This window comes from Streptomyces sp. WM6372 (assembly GCF_001279655.1).
Classification (GTDB): domain Bacteria; phylum Actinomycetota; class Actinomycetes; order Streptomycetales; family Streptomycetaceae; genus Streptomyces.
Map to the genome: position 1 here is coordinate 24,666 of NZ_LGDB01000221.1, position 15,395 is coordinate 40,060.

13 protein-coding genes and 1 pseudogene are annotated in these 15,395 nt (G+C 71.5%); 8 read left to right on the forward strand and 6 right to left on the reverse strand.

The genetic code is table 11. The annotated features are described in order from the left end of the window. Positions 1-141 precede the first annotated feature (141 nt). Positions 142-888 (forward strand): annotated as a pseudogene (locus ADK52_RS40700) (DMT family transporter); the annotation flags it as partial. A 105-nt stretch (positions 889-993) separates the two neighbouring features. Here ADK52_RS40700 and ADK52_RS31515 read toward each other — a convergent pair. Then, entirely contained in the window at positions 994-2,268 is a 1,275-nt protein-coding gene (locus tag ADK52_RS31515; RefSeq protein ID WP_053693274.1) for a transglycosylase family protein, read from the reverse strand. Between the two features lie 185 nt (positions 2,269-2,453). Between ADK52_RS31515 and gndA the strand changes: the two genes are divergently transcribed. Next, the gene (gene gndA, locus ADK52_RS31520; protein WP_053693275.1) at positions 2,454-3,896 is read left to right on the forward strand and encodes an NADP-dependent phosphogluconate dehydrogenase; all 1,443 of its coding nucleotides are present in this window, start codon (positions 2,454-2,456) and stop codon (positions 3,894-3,896) included. Between the two features lie 16 nt (positions 3,897-3,912). On the opposite strand, the gene ADK52_RS40705 is transcribed toward gndA, so the two are convergent. The 4 genes from ADK52_RS40705 to panD all read right to left on the reverse strand — a co-directional run bounded on the left by ADK52_RS40705 (position 3,913) and on the right by panD (position 5,602). After that, positions 3,913-4,128, reverse strand: a complete 216-nt coding sequence (locus ADK52_RS40705) for a hypothetical protein (RefSeq protein WP_078988744.1) — start codon at positions 4,126-4,128, stop codon at positions 3,913-3,915. A gap of 62 nt (positions 4,129-4,190) precedes the next feature. Continuing rightward, positions 4,191-4,820 carry an aspartate/glutamate racemase family protein gene (locus ADK52_RS31525; protein WP_053693276.1) on the reverse strand — a complete coding sequence of 210 codons (630 nt, stop codon included), beginning with the start codon at positions 4,818-4,820 and terminating at the stop codon, positions 4,191-4,193. After that, entirely contained in the window at positions 4,814-5,167 is a 354-nt protein-coding gene (locus ADK52_RS31530; RefSeq protein WP_053693277.1) for a GNAT family N-acetyltransferase, read from the reverse strand. Before ADK52_RS31530 ends, ADK52_RS31525 begins: the two co-directional genes overlap by 7 nt. 15 nt (positions 5,168-5,182) lie before the next feature. Further along, positions 5,183-5,602, reverse strand: coding sequence for an aspartate 1-decarboxylase (gene panD / locus ADK52_RS31535; RefSeq protein WP_053693278.1), 420 nt, complete (start codon positions 5,600-5,602; stop codon positions 5,183-5,185). Positions 5,603-6,244: 642 nt separating this feature from the next. Between panD and ADK52_RS31540 the strand changes: the two genes are divergently transcribed. Genes ADK52_RS31540 through ADK52_RS31560 form a run of 5 tightly spaced genes read left to right on the forward strand, consistent with a single transcriptional unit; the run spans position 6,245 to position 10,475 of the window. Beyond that, a complete protein-coding gene (locus tag ADK52_RS31540; RefSeq protein ID WP_053693279.1) occupies positions 6,245-7,666 on the forward strand; it encodes an ATP-binding protein in 1,422 nt (473 codons plus the stop codon). Positions 7,667-7,686: 20 nt separating this feature from the next. Next, complete coding sequence (locus ADK52_RS31545; RefSeq protein WP_053693292.1) at positions 7,687-8,076, forward strand: roadblock/LC7 domain-containing protein; 390 nt, start codon at positions 7,687-7,689, stop codon at positions 8,074-8,076. Between the two features lie 38 nt (positions 8,077-8,114). Further along, a complete protein-coding gene (locus ADK52_RS31550) occupies positions 8,115-8,429 on the forward strand; it encodes a DUF742 domain-containing protein (protein ID WP_234344329.1) in 315 nt (104 codons plus the stop codon). Next, positions 8,410-9,033 (forward strand): GTP-binding protein, encoded by a 624-nt coding sequence (locus ADK52_RS31555; RefSeq protein WP_053693281.1) that lies wholly within the window; start codon positions 8,410-8,412, stop codon positions 9,031-9,033. Before ADK52_RS31550 ends, ADK52_RS31555 begins: the two co-directional genes overlap by 20 nt. After that, positions 9,030-10,475 (forward strand): cytochrome P450, encoded by a 1,446-nt coding sequence (locus ADK52_RS31560; RefSeq protein WP_078988745.1) that lies wholly within the window; start codon positions 9,030-9,032, stop codon positions 10,473-10,475. The genes ADK52_RS31555 and ADK52_RS31560 overlap by 4 nt, the downstream gene beginning before the upstream one ends. Positions 10,476-10,612: 137 nt before the next feature. Here the strand turns inward: ADK52_RS31560 and ADK52_RS31565 are convergent, their stop codons facing one another. Then, positions 10,613-11,698, reverse strand: coding sequence for a terpene synthase family protein (locus ADK52_RS31565; RefSeq protein ID WP_107090224.1), 1,086 nt, complete (start codon positions 11,696-11,698; stop codon positions 10,613-10,615). A gap of 774 nt (positions 11,699-12,472) precedes the next feature. Here ADK52_RS31565 and ADK52_RS31570 point away from each other — a divergent pair. Further along, positions 12,473-15,295 (forward strand): SpoIIE family protein phosphatase, encoded by a 2,823-nt coding sequence (locus tag ADK52_RS31570; protein WP_420714963.1) that lies wholly within the window; start codon positions 12,473-12,475, stop codon positions 15,293-15,295. The last annotated feature ends 100 nt before the right edge of the window (positions 15,296-15,395 follow it).

Sequence of the window (15,395 nt, forward strand, 5' to 3'; positions counted from 1 at the left end):
GTCACCGTGGGCAGGGCGCGGCGGGGGCCGTCCGGGGGCCCAGTACTCCTTTCGGAGTATGCCTGAGGTATCACCGGCGTACCGCCGGCTACCACCTGTAGGGGGAGGAATAGGCCGCTGGGGTCGGGCATTGTGGAAATCATGAGTGCCCTTGCGCTGTCGGTCCTGCTCTGCCTGGTGTCCGCCGTCGCGTACGCGGGCGGCGCGATCGTCCAGGAACAGGTCGCGGCGAGCACCCCCGACCGCCCGTACGCGCCGCTGCGCCGGACCGGCTGGTGGTGCGCGGTCGGGCTGAACGGCATGGGCGCCCTGCTGCACGTGGTGGCCCTCGCGTACGGGCCGCTGAGCCTGGTGCAGCCGCTGGGTGCGCTGACCATCGTCTTCGCGCTGCCGATGGCGGCCCTCTTCGTACACCGCCGGGCGGGTGCGGCGGCCTGGCGCGGCGCGGTGCTGGCCACGGTGGGGCTGGCCGGGCTGCTGGCGCTGACGGGCGGGGACGGGGATGCGGACCAGCCGCTGGCCGGCGGGGAGCGGAGCCTGCTGCTGATCGCCACGGGGGCCGGGGTCGCCGCGCTGTTCCTGGCGGCGCACCGGATGCACCGGCCGGTGCTGCGCAGCGTGCTGCTGGCGGTCGCGGCCGGTACCGCCTTCGGCATGGCCTCCGTGTTCACCAAGTCGGTGGCCGAGAACGCCGAGGACTTCGCCTTCGCGTCGGGCGCGCTGGGCTCCGTGTGGCCCGATCTGGCGGCGATCGCCGTCCTGGCCTCGGGCGGACTGCTGCTCTCCCAGGCGGCCTACCGGGGCGCGGGGCTGAACGCGCCGCTGGCCACGCTGACCGTGGTCAACCCGGTGGTCGCGGCGGCGGTCGGCATCTCGCTGTTCGACGAGGGCTTCCGGTTCGGGGCGGCGGGCACCGCGGCGGCCCTGGCCAGCGCCGTGCTGGCGGCGGCCGGCCTGATCCTGCTCACGGTCGTGCCGCCGCACGTACGGGGGTCAGATGCCGACGCCGCGACCGCGGAGGTACTTCAGCGGGTCGATGTCGGAGCCGTAGCCGGGGGACGTGCGCATCTCGAAGTGGAGGTGCGGTCCGCTGGTGTTGCCGGTGGAGCCGGAGCGGCCGATCCGCTGCCCGCCGGAGACCTGCTGCCCGGCCTTGACCCCGAGCGCCGACAGGTGGGCGTACTGGGAGTACCGGCCGTCGGCGTGCCGGATGACGACCTGGTAGCCGTACGCACCCGCCCAGCCGGCGGAGACGACGGAGCCGGGGCCGACGGCCTTGACGGAGGTTCCGGTGGCGACGGGGAAGTCGACGCCCGTGTGGTAGCCGCTGGACCAGGACGATCCGGCCACGTGGTACGCGGTGCCGATGGAGGCGTCCACGGGGGCGACGAAGCCGCCAGAGGCCGGCTGCTGCTGCGCTGAGGCGGGAGCGGCGGGGGCGGGCTTCTCCGCGGGTTTCGCGGCGGGTTTCGCGGCGGGCTTCTCGGCGGGCTTCTGCGCGTTCGGCTCCACCGGCTTGACCGGCTCCGCGGTCCGCGGCGGCTTCTCGGGGTTCTGCGCGGGCGGTGCGGCCGGCGGGGCGGGCGCGGCGGTGACGCGCAGGGTGAGCCGCTGACCGGGGAAGATCAGGTTCGGGTTGCTCCCCACGGTGGCCCGGTTGGTCTCGTACAGCGCCTGCCAGCCGCCCTCGACGTGCTGGCTGGTGGCGATCGCCGAGAGGGAGTCGCCGGGCGCCACCACGTACGGGTTGGGCAGGACCGAGGTGCCCGTCGGGCGGGGCGTGGCGGCCGGCGGGGCGGCGGGCTTCGCCTCCTTGGCCTGGACCTGGACCTGGACCTTCACGCCCTGGCCCTGGCCCTGGCCTTGCGGAGAGGCGGAGGGCGCGGGACCGCTCCGCGAGAGGCCGGCCTGCTTCCCGCACACCGGCCAGGCCTGCGGCCCCTGCCCCTTCAGGACCTTCTCGGCGACCGCGATCTGCTGGTCCTTGGTGGCCAGGTCGGCGCGGGCCGCGTACGCGGTGCCGCCGAAGGCGCGCCACGTGCTCTGGCTGAACTGGAGCCCGCCGTAGTAGCCGTTGCCGGTGTTGACGTGCCAGTTGTTGGTGGACTCGCAGTCCGCGACCTCGTTCCAGGTGTCCACCGAGGCGGCGTGGGCCGTGCCGGCGCCGATCAGAGGGAGCGCCAGCCCCGCGCCACCGGCGGTGACGGCGAGCGAGGCGCGGTTGATGCTGCTCGGCTGGTACCGGCGATGCCGACCCCGTACACCCATGGGAGCCCCCATTGAAGACATCAGGAACCGCACAACTTAACGGCGCGAACAGAGCAAGACAAGGGGCGCAACAGGGCTCACACAGCGGGAAGTTGACATTGATTCGCATGGCGGGACGGGTCGCGGCAGCTCCGCCCATGTAGCGTCGCTCCCACCCGCACATCGAAGCACTCAGGAGCGCATGCATGAGCAGCACCGCCCAGATCGGCGTCACCGGGCTCGCGGTGATGGGGAGCAACCTCGCCCGGAACTTCGCCCGCAACGGCTACACGGTCGCGGTCCACAACCGCACGGCCGCGAAGACCACGGCCCTGGTGGAGGAGTTCGGGCACGAGGGGACCTTCGTCGCCGCCGAGTCCGCGAAGGAGTTCGTGGACGCGCTGGAGCGGCCGCGCCGTCTGATCATCATGGTGAAGGCCGGTGAGCCGACCGACGCCGTGATCCACGAGTTCGCCCCGCTGCTGGAGCCGGGCGACGTCATCATCGACGGCGGCAACGCCCACTTCGAGGACACCCGGCGGCGCGAGAAGGAGCTGCGCGAGCAGGGCATCCACTTCGTAGGCGCGGGCATCTCGGGCGGCGAGGAGGGCGCGCTCCTCGGCCCGAGCATCATGCCGGGCGGCTCCGCCGAGTCGTACGCGTCGCTCGGTCCGATGCTGGAGAAGATCTCGGCGAAGGCCAAGGACGGTACGCCGTGCGTCTCGCACGTCGGTCCCGACGGCGCCGGACACTTCGTCAAGATGGTGCACAACGGCATCGAGTACGCCGACATGCAGCTCATCGCCGAGGCCTACCACCTGCTGCGCGAGGTCGCCGGCTACTCCCCCGCGCGGATCGCGGAGACCTTCCGGGAGTGGAACCGGGGCCGGCTGGACTCGTACCTGATCGAGATCACGGCGGAGGTGCTCGCCCACACGGACGCCGAGACGGGGCGTCCGTTCGTCGACGTCGTGGCGGACGCGGCGGAGCAGAAGGGCACCGGCCGCTGGACCGTGCAGATCGCGCTGGACCTGGGCGTTCCGGTATCGGGGATCGCGGAGGCGGTCTTCGCCCGTGCGGTTTCGGGCCACGCGGACCTGCGTACGGCCGCCCGAGGACTCGCGGGCCCGGCGGCCTCGCCGCTGTCGGCGGAGGCGGCCGACGCCTTCGCCGCCCAGGTGGAGCAGGCCCTGTACGCCTCGAAGATCGTCTCGTACACGCAGGGCTTCCACCAGATCCAGGCGGGCAGCGAGGAGTACGGCTGGGGCGTGGACCTGGGCGCGGTGTCCTCGCTGTGGCGCGGCGGCTGCATCATCCGGGCGGCGTTCCTGGACCGGATCCGTACGGCGTACGACGCGCAGCCGGACCTGCCGAGCCTGCTGGCGGACCCGGGCTTCGCCCAGGAGATCGGCGCGGCCCAGGAGGACTGGCGTGCCGTCCTGGTGGCTGCCGTGTCACACGGCATCCCGGTGCCCGCCTTCGCCGCCTCCCTCGCGTACTACGACGCGCTGCGGGCGGAGCGGCTCCCGGCGGCCCTCACCCAGGGCCAGCGGGACTTCTTCGGGGCGCACACCTACCGGCGCACCGACCGCGAGGGCTCGTTCCACACCCTCTGGAGCGGCGACCGCTCCGAGGTCCGTACGGCCTGAGCCGCCGGCCCCCTGCTCAGCGGCCCGGGCCCCTGCTCAGCGGCCCGGGCTGCGGGATCGGCGCGGGCCCGGGCGGGGGCGGGATCGGGTCGGGCTCGGGCACCGGCGCCGGCACGGGCGGCACGGGCTGCGGGATCGGCTCGGGATCCGGGAAGGGATTCGGCCCGGGTGTGGGCGGCACGGGCTGCGGCCCGGGCAGGGGCGGCTCGGTCATCTCTACGTTTCGCACCATGAGCCCCACCTTCCCCGGATCTGCCCTCGTACGCCCGCCGAAGCGCGCACGCAGCCGACGGATCAACGGGCGGCGTGCAGGGCCGCGGTGAGGCCGGGGGCGGGGCTGGCGAGGATCGGGGTGGCGGTCGTGGTCAGGGATGACGCGTCCGCCATCGAGGCCTGAGCCAGCACCAGGACGTCCGCGCCGGCGACCGCGTCGGCCGCCTGGGCCACCAGGGTGAGGTAGCCGGCGGTGTCGCCGGCCTCGAAGCGGGACCAGGCCTCCGCGATCAGGTGCGTGGTGATCGAGACGGGGCGGCCGGCCCGCCCGGCCTCCTCCTCCAGCAGGGCGGCCGTCGGGACCAGCGTCGACTCCACGGTGGCCAGCACCGCGACGCGCGGGCCGGTCCGGACGGCCTCCGCGGCCATCGGGCGGTCGACGCGGAGGACCGGGACGCCGAGCTCCGGCTCCAGGGACTCCGCGACCGCGCCGATGGTCGAGCAGGTCACCAGCACCGGCCCGCCGGAACCCGCCAGCAGGGCCCGCAGGGCCGGAGCCACCGCGTCCGGGCCCTCCGTACGGGCTCGGTCCAGCACCTCCGGCACCACGAGGTGGCGCAGTACGGCGCCGGGATGGTCCCGGTCCCGCAGGGCGTCGAAGACCGGCACGTGGACCGGCGACGTGTGCAGCAGGGTCAGGGGCGTCACCACAGGTCGGGGCTCGCGTCGAGCTGTGCCTTCGCCGCCGCGACGACCTCGGCCGGCGCCTCGGGCGCCTGGTCGGGGTGGCGGCCGGCCCAGCTGGCCGCGTACGGGCACAGCGGGACCACGGGCACCCCCTCGGCGGCGGCGATCGCGTAGAAGGCCTTCACCAGGTCCCCGGCGATGCCCCGCCCCTCGTGCCCCGGCTCGACGATGGTGTGCACCGCCACGAGGGCGTGGGGCGCCGCGTCGAGCACGAAGTACGCGATGAGGCCGACCACCTCACCGTCCTCGACGGCCAGCAGCCGTCCTGCCGTGCGGTCGTCCTTGAACGCGATGGCCCCGGTCTGCGACATGGTCCCCGACTCCCCTCAGACAGCCACCGCGTGGGGGCTGCGCTCCTGGTCCGTTCCCGGCACCGGGGCGGACGGATCCGCACCCAGTTCGATGATGCGATTGTCCGCGTCGACGTGCACGACGCGCGGCTTCAGCACCCTGGCCTCGGCGTCCTCGACCTGTGCGTAGCTGATGAGGATGACGAGGTCCCCGGGGTGCACGAGGTGCGCGGCGGCGCCGTTGATCCCGATGACCCCGGAACCGCGCTCGCCCTCGATGACGTACGTCTCCAGTCGCGCCCCGTTGGTGATGTCCACGATGTGGACGAGCTCCCCGGGCAGCAGGTCCGCCGCGTCGAGCAGATCGGCGTCGACGGTCACGGACCCGACGTAGTGCAGGTCGGCCTGGGTGACCGTGGCCCGATGGATCTTGGACTTGAACATGGTACGAAACATGAAGAAGCTCCCGAAATATCTGCTCCCTGCCCGCTTCACGCAGGTCAAGGGCGGTCGCCGCAGCCTACAACCGTTCGCACGTTCGGTCAGCTCTCCCCTGGTTTTTCAGGGCCCGAGCCGACCGGGCGCCGGCCCCTCCGGCGCGCGGGTCCGAGACGCCCTCCTCCCTCGCCGCCTTGATCGTCGGCGCGCGGCGAGCCGATGGATGCGGTCGATCCCATGCATTTTCAGCGCGCGTCATGGCGACGATCGATCAACTACGGGCCCAGATTGATCAATGGAGATTTCCGTACCGGTCAAGGCCATCTGGCTTACCCGAACTGACTATGCTCGCCCCGCGTGTTGCGCTGCTCACTGCGAGTCGCACGTCGCACTGCGCGCAGACGGAGCCCGGGCACAGAGAGGCGTGAGACCGATGCGATCTCGAACCGGCCCGACGGGCGCACTCATCGGAACGTCCTTGCTCGGCCGAGCGAAATCCCGACCGTTCTTGTCGGCGCACCGCATCACGCCAAAACGACCAATTCCAGACCTTTTAGGGACCCTTCGATGGTTCGTACAGGTTCAACCCCTAGAGCGCTGCCGCATGCAGTGGCTCCGGCATGGCTAATCCCCACTGGTGTCCTGGCTGGGGCCTGCGTCGTGGCGCTGATCTGTGTTTCCGCGCAGATACGCACGCCAGTTGCCTGGTGCGGCCTCGTCGCGGTCGTCCTGACGGCCATCACTTCGGCTGAGACGGCGCGCCGGGCGCGCTCGGCGGAAGCGGCCCGCTACGCGCGGGCGAATGCCGAGGTACAGCGGTACTACGCGCAACGCGAGACCGCTCTGTTCGCGCGCTTGTCCGATCAGCGGGCCACCACCGTATGGCTCGCCGAAGAGCTCCTCCCCGCAGCCGTCGCCCGCCTGCAGAAGGGCGAGGCCGCTTCGGAGATCCTGCAGTCCGTCCCGTTCGGGGAGCACCTCGACAGCGAGTTCGCCGAAGCGCTCCGGGCAGCTCTGCGGACGCTCCTGGAAGCCGTGGATGCCGAGGAACGCACCCGGGACTCGTCGCGGCGGGCACTGGTGGCGATCGCTCGGCGGGTCCAGGCGATCGTGCATCAACTCGCAAAGGATCTGCGCGACATGCAGATCCTGCACGGTACGGATGTAGTGGTCTCCCACGGCCTGCAGGACATCGACCATCGCAATGCCCTGATCGGGCGCCTTGCGGCCAGCATCGCGGTCCTGGGTGACGCCCGGCCCGGGCGCCAGTGGTCGAAGGCGATCCCCCTCTACGACGTCGTGCGAGGGGCCATGTCACGCATCGTGGACTATCCCCGCGTGAAGCTGCAGTCGGTGACGGAGGTGGCCGTGATCGGCCAGGGAGCCGAGCCGCTGATCCACCTGCTCGCCGAGTTGCTCGACAACGCCACGACCTTCTCGCCGCCGCACGCCCCGGTCGAGGTGACCGCGCACGAGGTGCCCTCCGGTATCGCGATCGAGATCGAGGACCGTGGGGTCGGGCTCACCGAAGAGGTCCGCCAGCGCATCGACCGCGTCATGGCCCGGGCATCATCCGGCATCGGCCTGGGCGACTTGGGCGAAGCGACGCAGCTCGGCCTGCCCGTCGTCAGCAGGCTGGCCCGCGAGAACGGCCTCGACGTCGACTTGCGCACCTCCGCGTACGGAGGAGTGCGGGCCGTCGTGCTCGTTCCGCGGCACCTGATCACCACGGTTCAGCCGCCCGCCCGGAACGTCCAACAGTTCACGCCGAGGCCCACGGGCGCACCGACCGTGCCGAACCCGACGATGACGCGCGTTGCCGCAGCAGACTCCGTCCACGCCGTACAGGCCGTACCGGGCGAACAGGCCGTCAGCGGACTGCCGCAGCGACGACGTGAGTCGCCCGTCCCGACACCGGTCGTCCGCACGGCCCCCCAACCCCCCGCCGCTCCGGTCGCCACCCCGGGAACGGCCGGCGGACCCCGGCAGCCGGGGCTGATGTGGGAGGCGTTCAGCGGCGAGAAGAGACCGGTCACGGGCCGTTCCATCCCAGCCAGCGAGCCATCAGACGAGGGTGAGTAACCGTGCCGCCACTGCCCAACATGGACTGGATGCTCAAGGAGCTTGCAGCCAGCGTCCCGTACGTGCGACACGTGGTCGTACTGTCGTCGGACGGTCTGTGCATCGGTCAAGCGAACACGGAGCCCGACACCGCCGACGCGATCGCCGCCGCCTGCTCGGGCATCCAAAGCCTGGCGAAGGCCATCGCCCAGAAGTTCCCGCACGGAGACGGCTCGACCCACATGGTCGGGATCGAAGTCGACGGCGGCTACTTCTCCCTCATGGCGGCCGGACCCGGGGCCTATCTCTCGGTGCTGGCAGATGCGGAGGTGGACGCAGGATTGCTGGGCGACCGCATGCGCACGCTGGTGTTCCGGATCGGTCAGCACATGACCAGCCCACCTCGTGACGACATCGGGCAGGCGATGTGACGTCACAGAACCAAAACGCATGGGATGAAGGCAATCCCGTGCCGCTCTACGTCATCTCCGGTGGCCCGGGTTCCTCGGCCAAAGGCTTCAACCTGGTCACCCTCATCGTATCGAGGTCCGCACCCGAGCCCGGAATGCAGCCCGAGCAGGCGGCCATTCTCGCCATGTGCCAATACCCGCTGTCGGTGGCCGAGATTTCCGCGTACCTCAGCCTGCCGTTCAGCGTCATCACGGTGCTGCTCTCCAAGCTCGTGGACCACGAGCGCGTTGAGGCCACTGCCCCCGTTCCTGTCGCGGCGGTCCCCGAACTCGGCCTTCTGGAGGCGGTGATCCATGGACTACGCAGGCTCTGACGCACCCGCCACCGGCCCCCGCCGCTCGGACGTGCTGCTGCCGCACGGCGCCCGGGGGGTCAAGGTCGTGATTGTCGGCGGCTTCGGGGTGGGCAAGACGACCATGGTCGGGGCGGTGAGCGAGATCCCGCCCCTGACCACCGAAGAGACCATGACTCAGGCCGGCGTCGGGATCGACCACAATCCCGGCGCGGAAGGCAAGAACACCACGACCGTTGCGCTGGACTTCGGCCGCATCAGCATCAACAAGGAGCTGATCCTCTATCTCTTCGGCACGCCGGGACAGGAGCGCTTCTGGTTCCTCTGGAACGGCATCTTCGAAGGCGCGCTCGGTGCCGTGGTCCTCGTCGACACCCGGAGGATCGAAGTCTGTTTCGAGATCATCACCCGTCTGGAAGACCGCCGCGTCCCCTTCGTCGTGGCCGTCAACAGCTTCCCCGAGGCGCCGCAGCACCCGATACCTGCCCTGCGCACTGCTCTGGCGCTCAACGAATCGGTGCCCATCATCACCTGTGACGCACGCGACCGGGCGTCAAGCCGCGACGCGCTGCTCTCGCTGATGGGCTACCTGTGCACCCTCGCCGCCGCTCAGGAGTCCGTATGACCCTCCCACCCGCTGACCGCACCGCCACGGAACCGGGGCTCACCGCGCCCCCGGGGTGCCCGGCCCACACCGCCACGGGACCCGACGCGGTGACCCGGCTCTGGGGCCCCGCTGCCGAGACCGACCCCATGGGCCTGTACGAAAAGTTGCGTGCCGTCCACGGCCCGGTGGCCCCCGTCCTGCTCGACGGGGACGTACGGGCCTGGCTCGTCCTGGGGTACCTCGAGAACCGTGATGTGGCCAGCCGCTCCACCCAGTTCTCCCGCGACCCCCGCACCTGGCACGGCTGGAAGAGCGGCGAGATCGACGCCACCACCTCGCCGCTGGTGCCGATGATCGGCTGGCGGCCCGACTGCGTATGTGCGGACGGCGAAGAGCACCAGCGCCTGCGCGGCGCGGTCACCGCCGGCCTGGACCAGTTCGACCAACGCGGAATCCGCCGCCGCATCACCCGCTTCGCGCACCAGCTGGTCGATGATTTCTGCGAAACGGGCAACGCGGAGCTGGTCGGTGAGTTCACCGAGCACCTGCCCATGCTCGTTCTCACCCACCTGCTCGGGATGCCGGACGAGTACGGTCCCAAGCTCGTGCACGCCGCCCGGGACCTCTTCAAGGGCACCGAAACGTCGCTCGCGAGCAACGCCTACGTGCTGGAGACCCTCGAGCAGCTGGTCGCAGCCAAGCGCGCCCGGCCCGGTCAGGACATCGCATCCGTACTGATGGCCCACCCGGCCGGCCTCACGGACGAGGAGGTGCAACACCACCTGCGTCTCATCCTGCTCGCGGGCTATGAGACGACCGCCAACCTCATGTCCAACGTGCTGCGCATGGTGGTCACCGACCCGCGGTTCCGCGGGTCGTTGGCCGGCGGACAGATGACCTTGCCGGAAGCGGTGGAGCAAGTGCTCTGGGACGAGCCCCCGCTGATGGTGTGCCCCGGCCGCTGGGCCACCGGTGACACCTCCCTCGGAGGGCAGGAGATCAAGGCGGGAGACATGCTCCTGCTGGGCCTGGCTGCCGGGAACGTCGATCAGGCGGTCCGCCAGGACCCCTCGACCCGCGTGCACCACAACCGCGCGCACCTGTCCTTCAGCGCCGGCGCGCACGAGTGCCCCGGCCAGGACATCGGCCGCGTCATCGCCGACACCGGCATCGACATCCTGCTCACCCGGCTTCCCGACATCGGCCTGGCCGTGCCCGAGGAAGAGCTCACCTGGCGCTCCTCCACCTGGTCGCGGCATCTGACGGCGCTGCCGGTGAAGTTCGCGTCCCGCAGTCCGGAAGCCCACGACGTGCTGCCTCCGCTGCCGGCCGCGCCCCCGCCGAGCACCGGTATGCAGGAGGCCCCCCAATGGCCGCTGTTCGCGCCGGAGTTGTCGCGACCTGCCGAACCCCGCACCACCTGGCGAGCGCGGCTGAGGCGGTTTCTGCGGGGGCGGTAGGCCTCGCGGCTCACATCAGAGCCGAGCACCACAGCCGAGGAGGCTGCCGGCCGGCACGGGTCGGCAGCCTCCTCACAGCGGGGTGGGCACCGGCCGCGTGCGCGTACCGTCGGGCGCGACCGCGTCGACGTCGCGTCTCATGACGCCGGGACGCACCGCCCGTCGGCGGGCACGGCGGCGGTGGAAGTCCGTTGTCCCGGGAACGGACCGTCTGCGGGAGCGTAGCGGGGCGCCCCGGTGTACCACGCGTGGAGGCCGGACAGGAAAGTGCGAGCTCCCCGGAGCCACGTCTCCAGCTCGATCCGTTCGCGGTGGTTCAACCCGGCTCGTCGGACGACCGGGGGCAGTTCGCTCCGCGTGAGGTGCTCGAAGTGGCGCAGTCGGGCGGTCACCAGATCGGCGGCCGCGTGCATCGCCTCCTGGACGGTGATGCGCAGGGATGTCTGGAGGACTACGACGAGGTTGTTGACGTCGTGTTCGTCATGGATCTCCCGCTGATAGGAAGCAATGTCGTTCGCCATTCCCATGTAGTCCATGAAGGCGTCGAGCAATGCGCAGAAGGCTCGGCTCTGCCGGATCTGCTCGGGGATCCGTGCGCCGGTGGAGAGTTCGACGGAGTACGGGGCGGTATACGCGGCAAAGCTTTCACGGCGGAACTGGGCGTACTCGATGAGGTCCGGGACACGGCCGGCGCGGCTGTTGGCCAGTTCCTGTACTCCCGCGTCGATGTACCGCGCCAGGGCGCGGTTGAGCCCCTGCTGCCAGTGCGCCATGCGCGGCGGGAACAGCCGTTGCTGGAGGTCGGCCATGCCTCTTTCCACGGCATTGGTCGGCTCCGGCAACCGGGCGCCGGGCGCCGGCGGCAGGAAGGCGTGGAGGCGGGCGGTGAAGGCTTTTGCGCCGGTGAGGTCGCCCGTCCGCTTGAAGGCGGAGGCGAAGTGGTCGTCCCAGGCCAGAGCCCAGAGGTTGAACCGGTGATTGAGCCGGAGGTCGGTGAGTGAGGCGTCGGGAAGAGCCCAGGCGGTCAGCTGATCAACGGCCATGGCGTGGAACTGGGACGAGGTCCAGATCGCCCGGCGAGCCGACGGTGCTTCGCCGCCGTCCAGCATGCCCATCTCCCGCGCCCACTTCTCGGCCTCCTCGCGCAGGGCCGGGAGGTGCGGATTCACCCGCACCGGATACGGCATCCGCAGTATGGGCAGCTCGATGGCCTGCACTGTCATGAGATCCCTGCTTCCCTTTCGGCGCGCTTCGGTGTCACGTGTCGCCCCGGCGTGCCCTGGGCAGTTGCGGGGGCGGCCGGCAGAACCCGCGTGCAGGGGGCGAGGAAGTGAACGTGCGGAGGCCGTGCGAGCACGACGAGCAGACCGCCGGAGTCCCGGCGCCGCAGCGATACGAACCGGTGACGCCCCGTCACGAGCTCGGGGTCATCCCGTGGCGGGTCTCCGGCGCGTCCGGTTCACGCCCCTCGATCGGGGACCGGACGGGGATCGCGAATGTCGGTTCCTGGGGCATGACTTCTCCCTCCGAGACGGCCCGTGGGCAGACGATCCACTGCTGCCACGGGGACGGACGCCGAACCGTTCCCACCCTTTGGTGCTCCAAAACGTGCGCCCGCCCCGGCCAATCCGCAACCCCGCGTGGCAGCGCTCGGCCTGCGATCGAGGCCGGTTTGCGAGGAATGAAACGATCCTTCTGGGTCAACTTGGCTCAAATTCGATCCCAAAGTCGGCCATGATCAACCAATGATCGTCAGTCCGCCTGCGCGAGCCCGCCATCCGCTCTCGCCGCCATCCGCTCTCGCCGCCAAGCGCCGGCTCGCAAAGCCGCCGCGGTCGGTGACCACTCGCCGTGAGCGACCTGGAGCGGTGTGTGTGCCGGATGGCTGAAGGGCGCCGGCGCACGGCGGCGCTCGCCTACGGCCGGCCTCCGGACCGCTGCCGCTCGGCGACCGTCGCCCCCGCTGCCGATGGCCCGCAGAGGTTAGAGAATGGACTATGGGCAACCTCCTGGGACTCTTCCGGCGTAGGCTGCTCCGCTCTACCACGAGCTCTCCCCCTCCCCCTCGGCGTCCCCGCTCGGGACACCATCAGGAGCAGGTCCAGCCCCCCGCGGCAACGGCGCGGCCGCAGCGTCTGTCCTCCCTGCTGAGCGCGCGCAGCGTGGCCGGGGAGGTGTTCCTCCTGCAGCTGGCCGTCGTGGTGCTTCTCGTGGCCGCCGCGGTGGTGGCCCTCGTGGTGCAGGCCCGGAGCAACGCCGTGCTGGACGCGCGGCACCGTACGCTCGCCGCCGCCGGAACGTTCGCGGAATCTCCGGGGATCGTCGCGGCCCTGCGCAGCCCCCATCCGAGCGCGGTGCTGCAGCCGAGCGCCGAGGCGGCCCGGAAGATCGCCGGGGTCGACGGCATCAACGTGTACACGCTCGACGGGACCACCGTCGCCCACAGCGACCCGCGACAGATCGGGAAACGCGTCGTCGGCCCCTTCGCCGGGGCGGCGGCCGGCAAGTCCTTCACCGAGACCTTCGAAGGGTCCCTGGGGCGGTCCGTGGTCTCCGTGGTCCCCGTCAAGGACCACGACGGCCGCGTCATCGCCGTCGTCTCCTCCCCGGTCACGGTCCAGAACGTCCAGGGGATGGTGAACCGGCAGCTGCCGGTCGTCCTCGGCAGCGCGGCCGCGGTGCTCGCCCTGAGCGCGGGCGGGACGGCTCTGGTGAGCCGGCGGCTGCTGCGCCGGACCCACGGCCTGGGACCGGAGGAGATGACGAGGATGTACGAGCACCACGACGCGGTGCTGCACGCGGTGCGGGAGGGCGTACTGATCGTCGGCGGCGGCGGGCGGCTGCTGCTCGCCAATGACGAGGCGCGCCGGCTGCTGGACCTGCCCGAGGACGCGGAAGGGCGCCCCGTCACGGACCTGGGTCTGGAGGAGGCGATCGCCGAGCCGATCGCATCGGGCCGTTCCGCGACGGACGAGCTGCACATGGCGGCCGACCGGCTGCTGGCGGTGAACATCCGGCCCACCGCCCCCTACGGGCAGGCCGGCACCGTCGTCACGCTGCGGGACACCACCGAGCTGCGGGCGCTCACCGGCAGGGCCGAGGTGGCCCGCGAGCGGCTGAAGCTGCTCTACGACGCGGGGGTGCAGGTCGGAACGACGCTGAACGTGGAGCGCACCGCGGAGGAACTGGCGGAGGTGGCGGTCCCGCGGTTCGCCGACGTGGTCACGGTCGATCTGCTGGAACCGGTGCTGCGCGGCGAGGAGCCGCCCGAAGCGATCACCGAGATGCGCCGCACCGCCGTCGCCGGCCTTCAGGGCGACCACCCGCTCTCCCCCGTCGGCGAGCTGATCCGGTTCGCTCCCACCGGCCCCATGGCCGCCGGGCTGGCCGGCGGCCATGCGGTCCTGGAGGCGGACCTGCGCACCACCCACCGCTGGCGGTCCCAGGACCAGGCCAACGCCCTGCAGATCCTGGACCGCGGCATCCACTCCCTGATCGTGGTGCCCCTGCGGGCCCGTGGCGTGGTGCTGGGCATGGCCGGTTACTGGCGGGGGCAGGACTCCCTGCCGTTCGACGAGGAGGACGTGTCCTTCGCCGAGGAGCTGACCGCCCGGGCGGCACTGTCCGTCGACAACGCCCGCCGCTACACCCGCGAGCACACCATGGCCGTCACCCTGCAGCGCAGCCTGCTGCCCCGGGGCGTACCGGAGCAGTCCGCCGTCGAGGTCGCGCACCGCTATCTGGCCGCGCAGGCCGGGGTGGGCGGTGACTGGTTCGACGTCATCCCGCTGCCCGGCACGCGGGTGGCGCTGGTCGTCGGCGACGTCGTCGGCCACGGTCTGCACGCCGCCGCCACCATGGGCCGCCTGCGCACCGCCGTGTACAACTTCTCCACCCTCGACCTGCCCCCGGACGAACTCCTGAGCCACCTGGACGAGCTGGTCGCCCACATCGACACCGACGAGCAGGAGTGGCAGGGGATCACCGGAGCCACCTGCCTGTGCGCCATCTACGATCCCGTCTCGGGGCAAGTGACCGCCGCCACCGCTGGGCATCCGGGTCCGGCTCTGGTCGGTCCCGACGGGGCCGTGTCCTTCCCCGAGGTGCCGGTCTCCCCGCCGCTGGGCCTGGGCGCGGGTCTGCCGATGGAGACCATGACGGTCGTCCTGCCCGAAGGCTCCCGGCTGGCACTCTTCACCGACGGGCTGATCGAGAGCCGCGACCGCGATCCGGACGCGGGCCTCGCAGCGCTGCGCGCCGCCCTGGCGGGGCCCGCCCGCACCCCCGAGGAAACCTGCACGGTGGTGATCAACGCGATGCTGCCCGCCCGGCCCAGCGACGATGTCGCGCTGCTGGTGGCCCGTACCCGCCGACTGGATCCCGCGCGCATCGCCGAGTGGGACGTGCCCCGCGACCCGGCGGCGGTGTCCCCGGTGCGCAACGCCTGCGCCCGCCGGCTGGCGGACTGGGGCCTGGAGGACATCGCCTTCACCACGGAACTCATCCTCAGCGAGCTGATCACCAACGCCATCCGCTACGGCACCGAGCCCATCCGGGTGAGGCTGCTGTACGACCGGAGCCTGGTCTGCGAGGTCTCCGACGGGTCCAGCACCTCCCCGCACCTGCGCCGGGCCGAGGCCACGGACGAGGGCGGCCGCGGCCTGTTCCTCGTCGCGCAGTTCGCCGAGCGCTGGGGCACCCGCTACACCGTCCGCGGCAAGATCATCTGGAGTGAGCAGGCCCTTCACGGTGGGGCCGCCCCTCCCGGCATGGATCTGGGAGAGGCCCTCCTGGCCGGGTGGGACGACGAGGGGGTCTGAGAGCGCGCCGGTGCGGCAGCCGAAGGGAAGACGGCGGACACCACCGTCCGTGACCGCGCCGCCGAGGCCGCCGAACGTACGCTGGCCTCGAATCAGTACG

What these genes read in the sequence shown, in the direction of transcription:
- ADK52_RS31515 (WP_053693274.1), bottom strand. Translation starts at nt 2,268, where the DNA reads ATGGGTGTACGGGGTCGGCATCGCCGGTACCAGCCGAGCAGCATCAAC.
- ADK52_RS31565 (WP_107090224.1), bottom strand. Translation starts at nt 11,698, where the DNA reads ATGACAGTGCAGGCCATCGAGCTGCCCATACTGCGGATGCCGTATCCG.
- ADK52_RS31570 (WP_420714963.1), top strand. Translation starts at nt 12,473, where the DNA reads ATGGGCAACCTCCTGGGACTCTTCCGGCGTAGGCTGCTCCGCTCTACC.
- ADK52_RS31545 (WP_053693292.1), top strand. Translation starts at nt 7,687, where the DNA reads ATGGACTGGATGCTCAAGGAGCTTGCAGCCAGCGTCCCGTACGTGCGA.
- ADK52_RS31555 (WP_053693281.1), top strand. Translation starts at nt 8,410, where the DNA reads ATGGACTACGCAGGCTCTGACGCACCCGCCACCGGCCCCCGCCGCTCG.
- gndA (WP_053693275.1), top strand. Translation starts at nt 2,454, where the DNA reads ATGAGCAGCACCGCCCAGATCGGCGTCACCGGGCTCGCGGTGATGGGG.
- ADK52_RS31530 (WP_053693277.1), bottom strand. Translation starts at nt 5,167, where the DNA reads ATGTCGCAGACCGGGGCCATCGCGTTCAAGGACGACCGCACGGCAGGA.
- ADK52_RS40705 (WP_078988744.1), bottom strand. Translation starts at nt 4,128, where the DNA reads ATGGTGCGAAACGTAGAGATGACCGAGCCGCCCCTGCCCGGGCCGCAG.
- ADK52_RS31560 (WP_078988745.1), top strand. Translation starts at nt 9,030, where the DNA reads ATGACCCTCCCACCCGCTGACCGCACCGCCACGGAACCGGGGCTCACC.
- panD (WP_053693278.1), bottom strand. Translation starts at nt 5,602, where the DNA reads ATGTTTCGTACCATGTTCAAGTCCAAGATCCATCGGGCCACGGTCACC.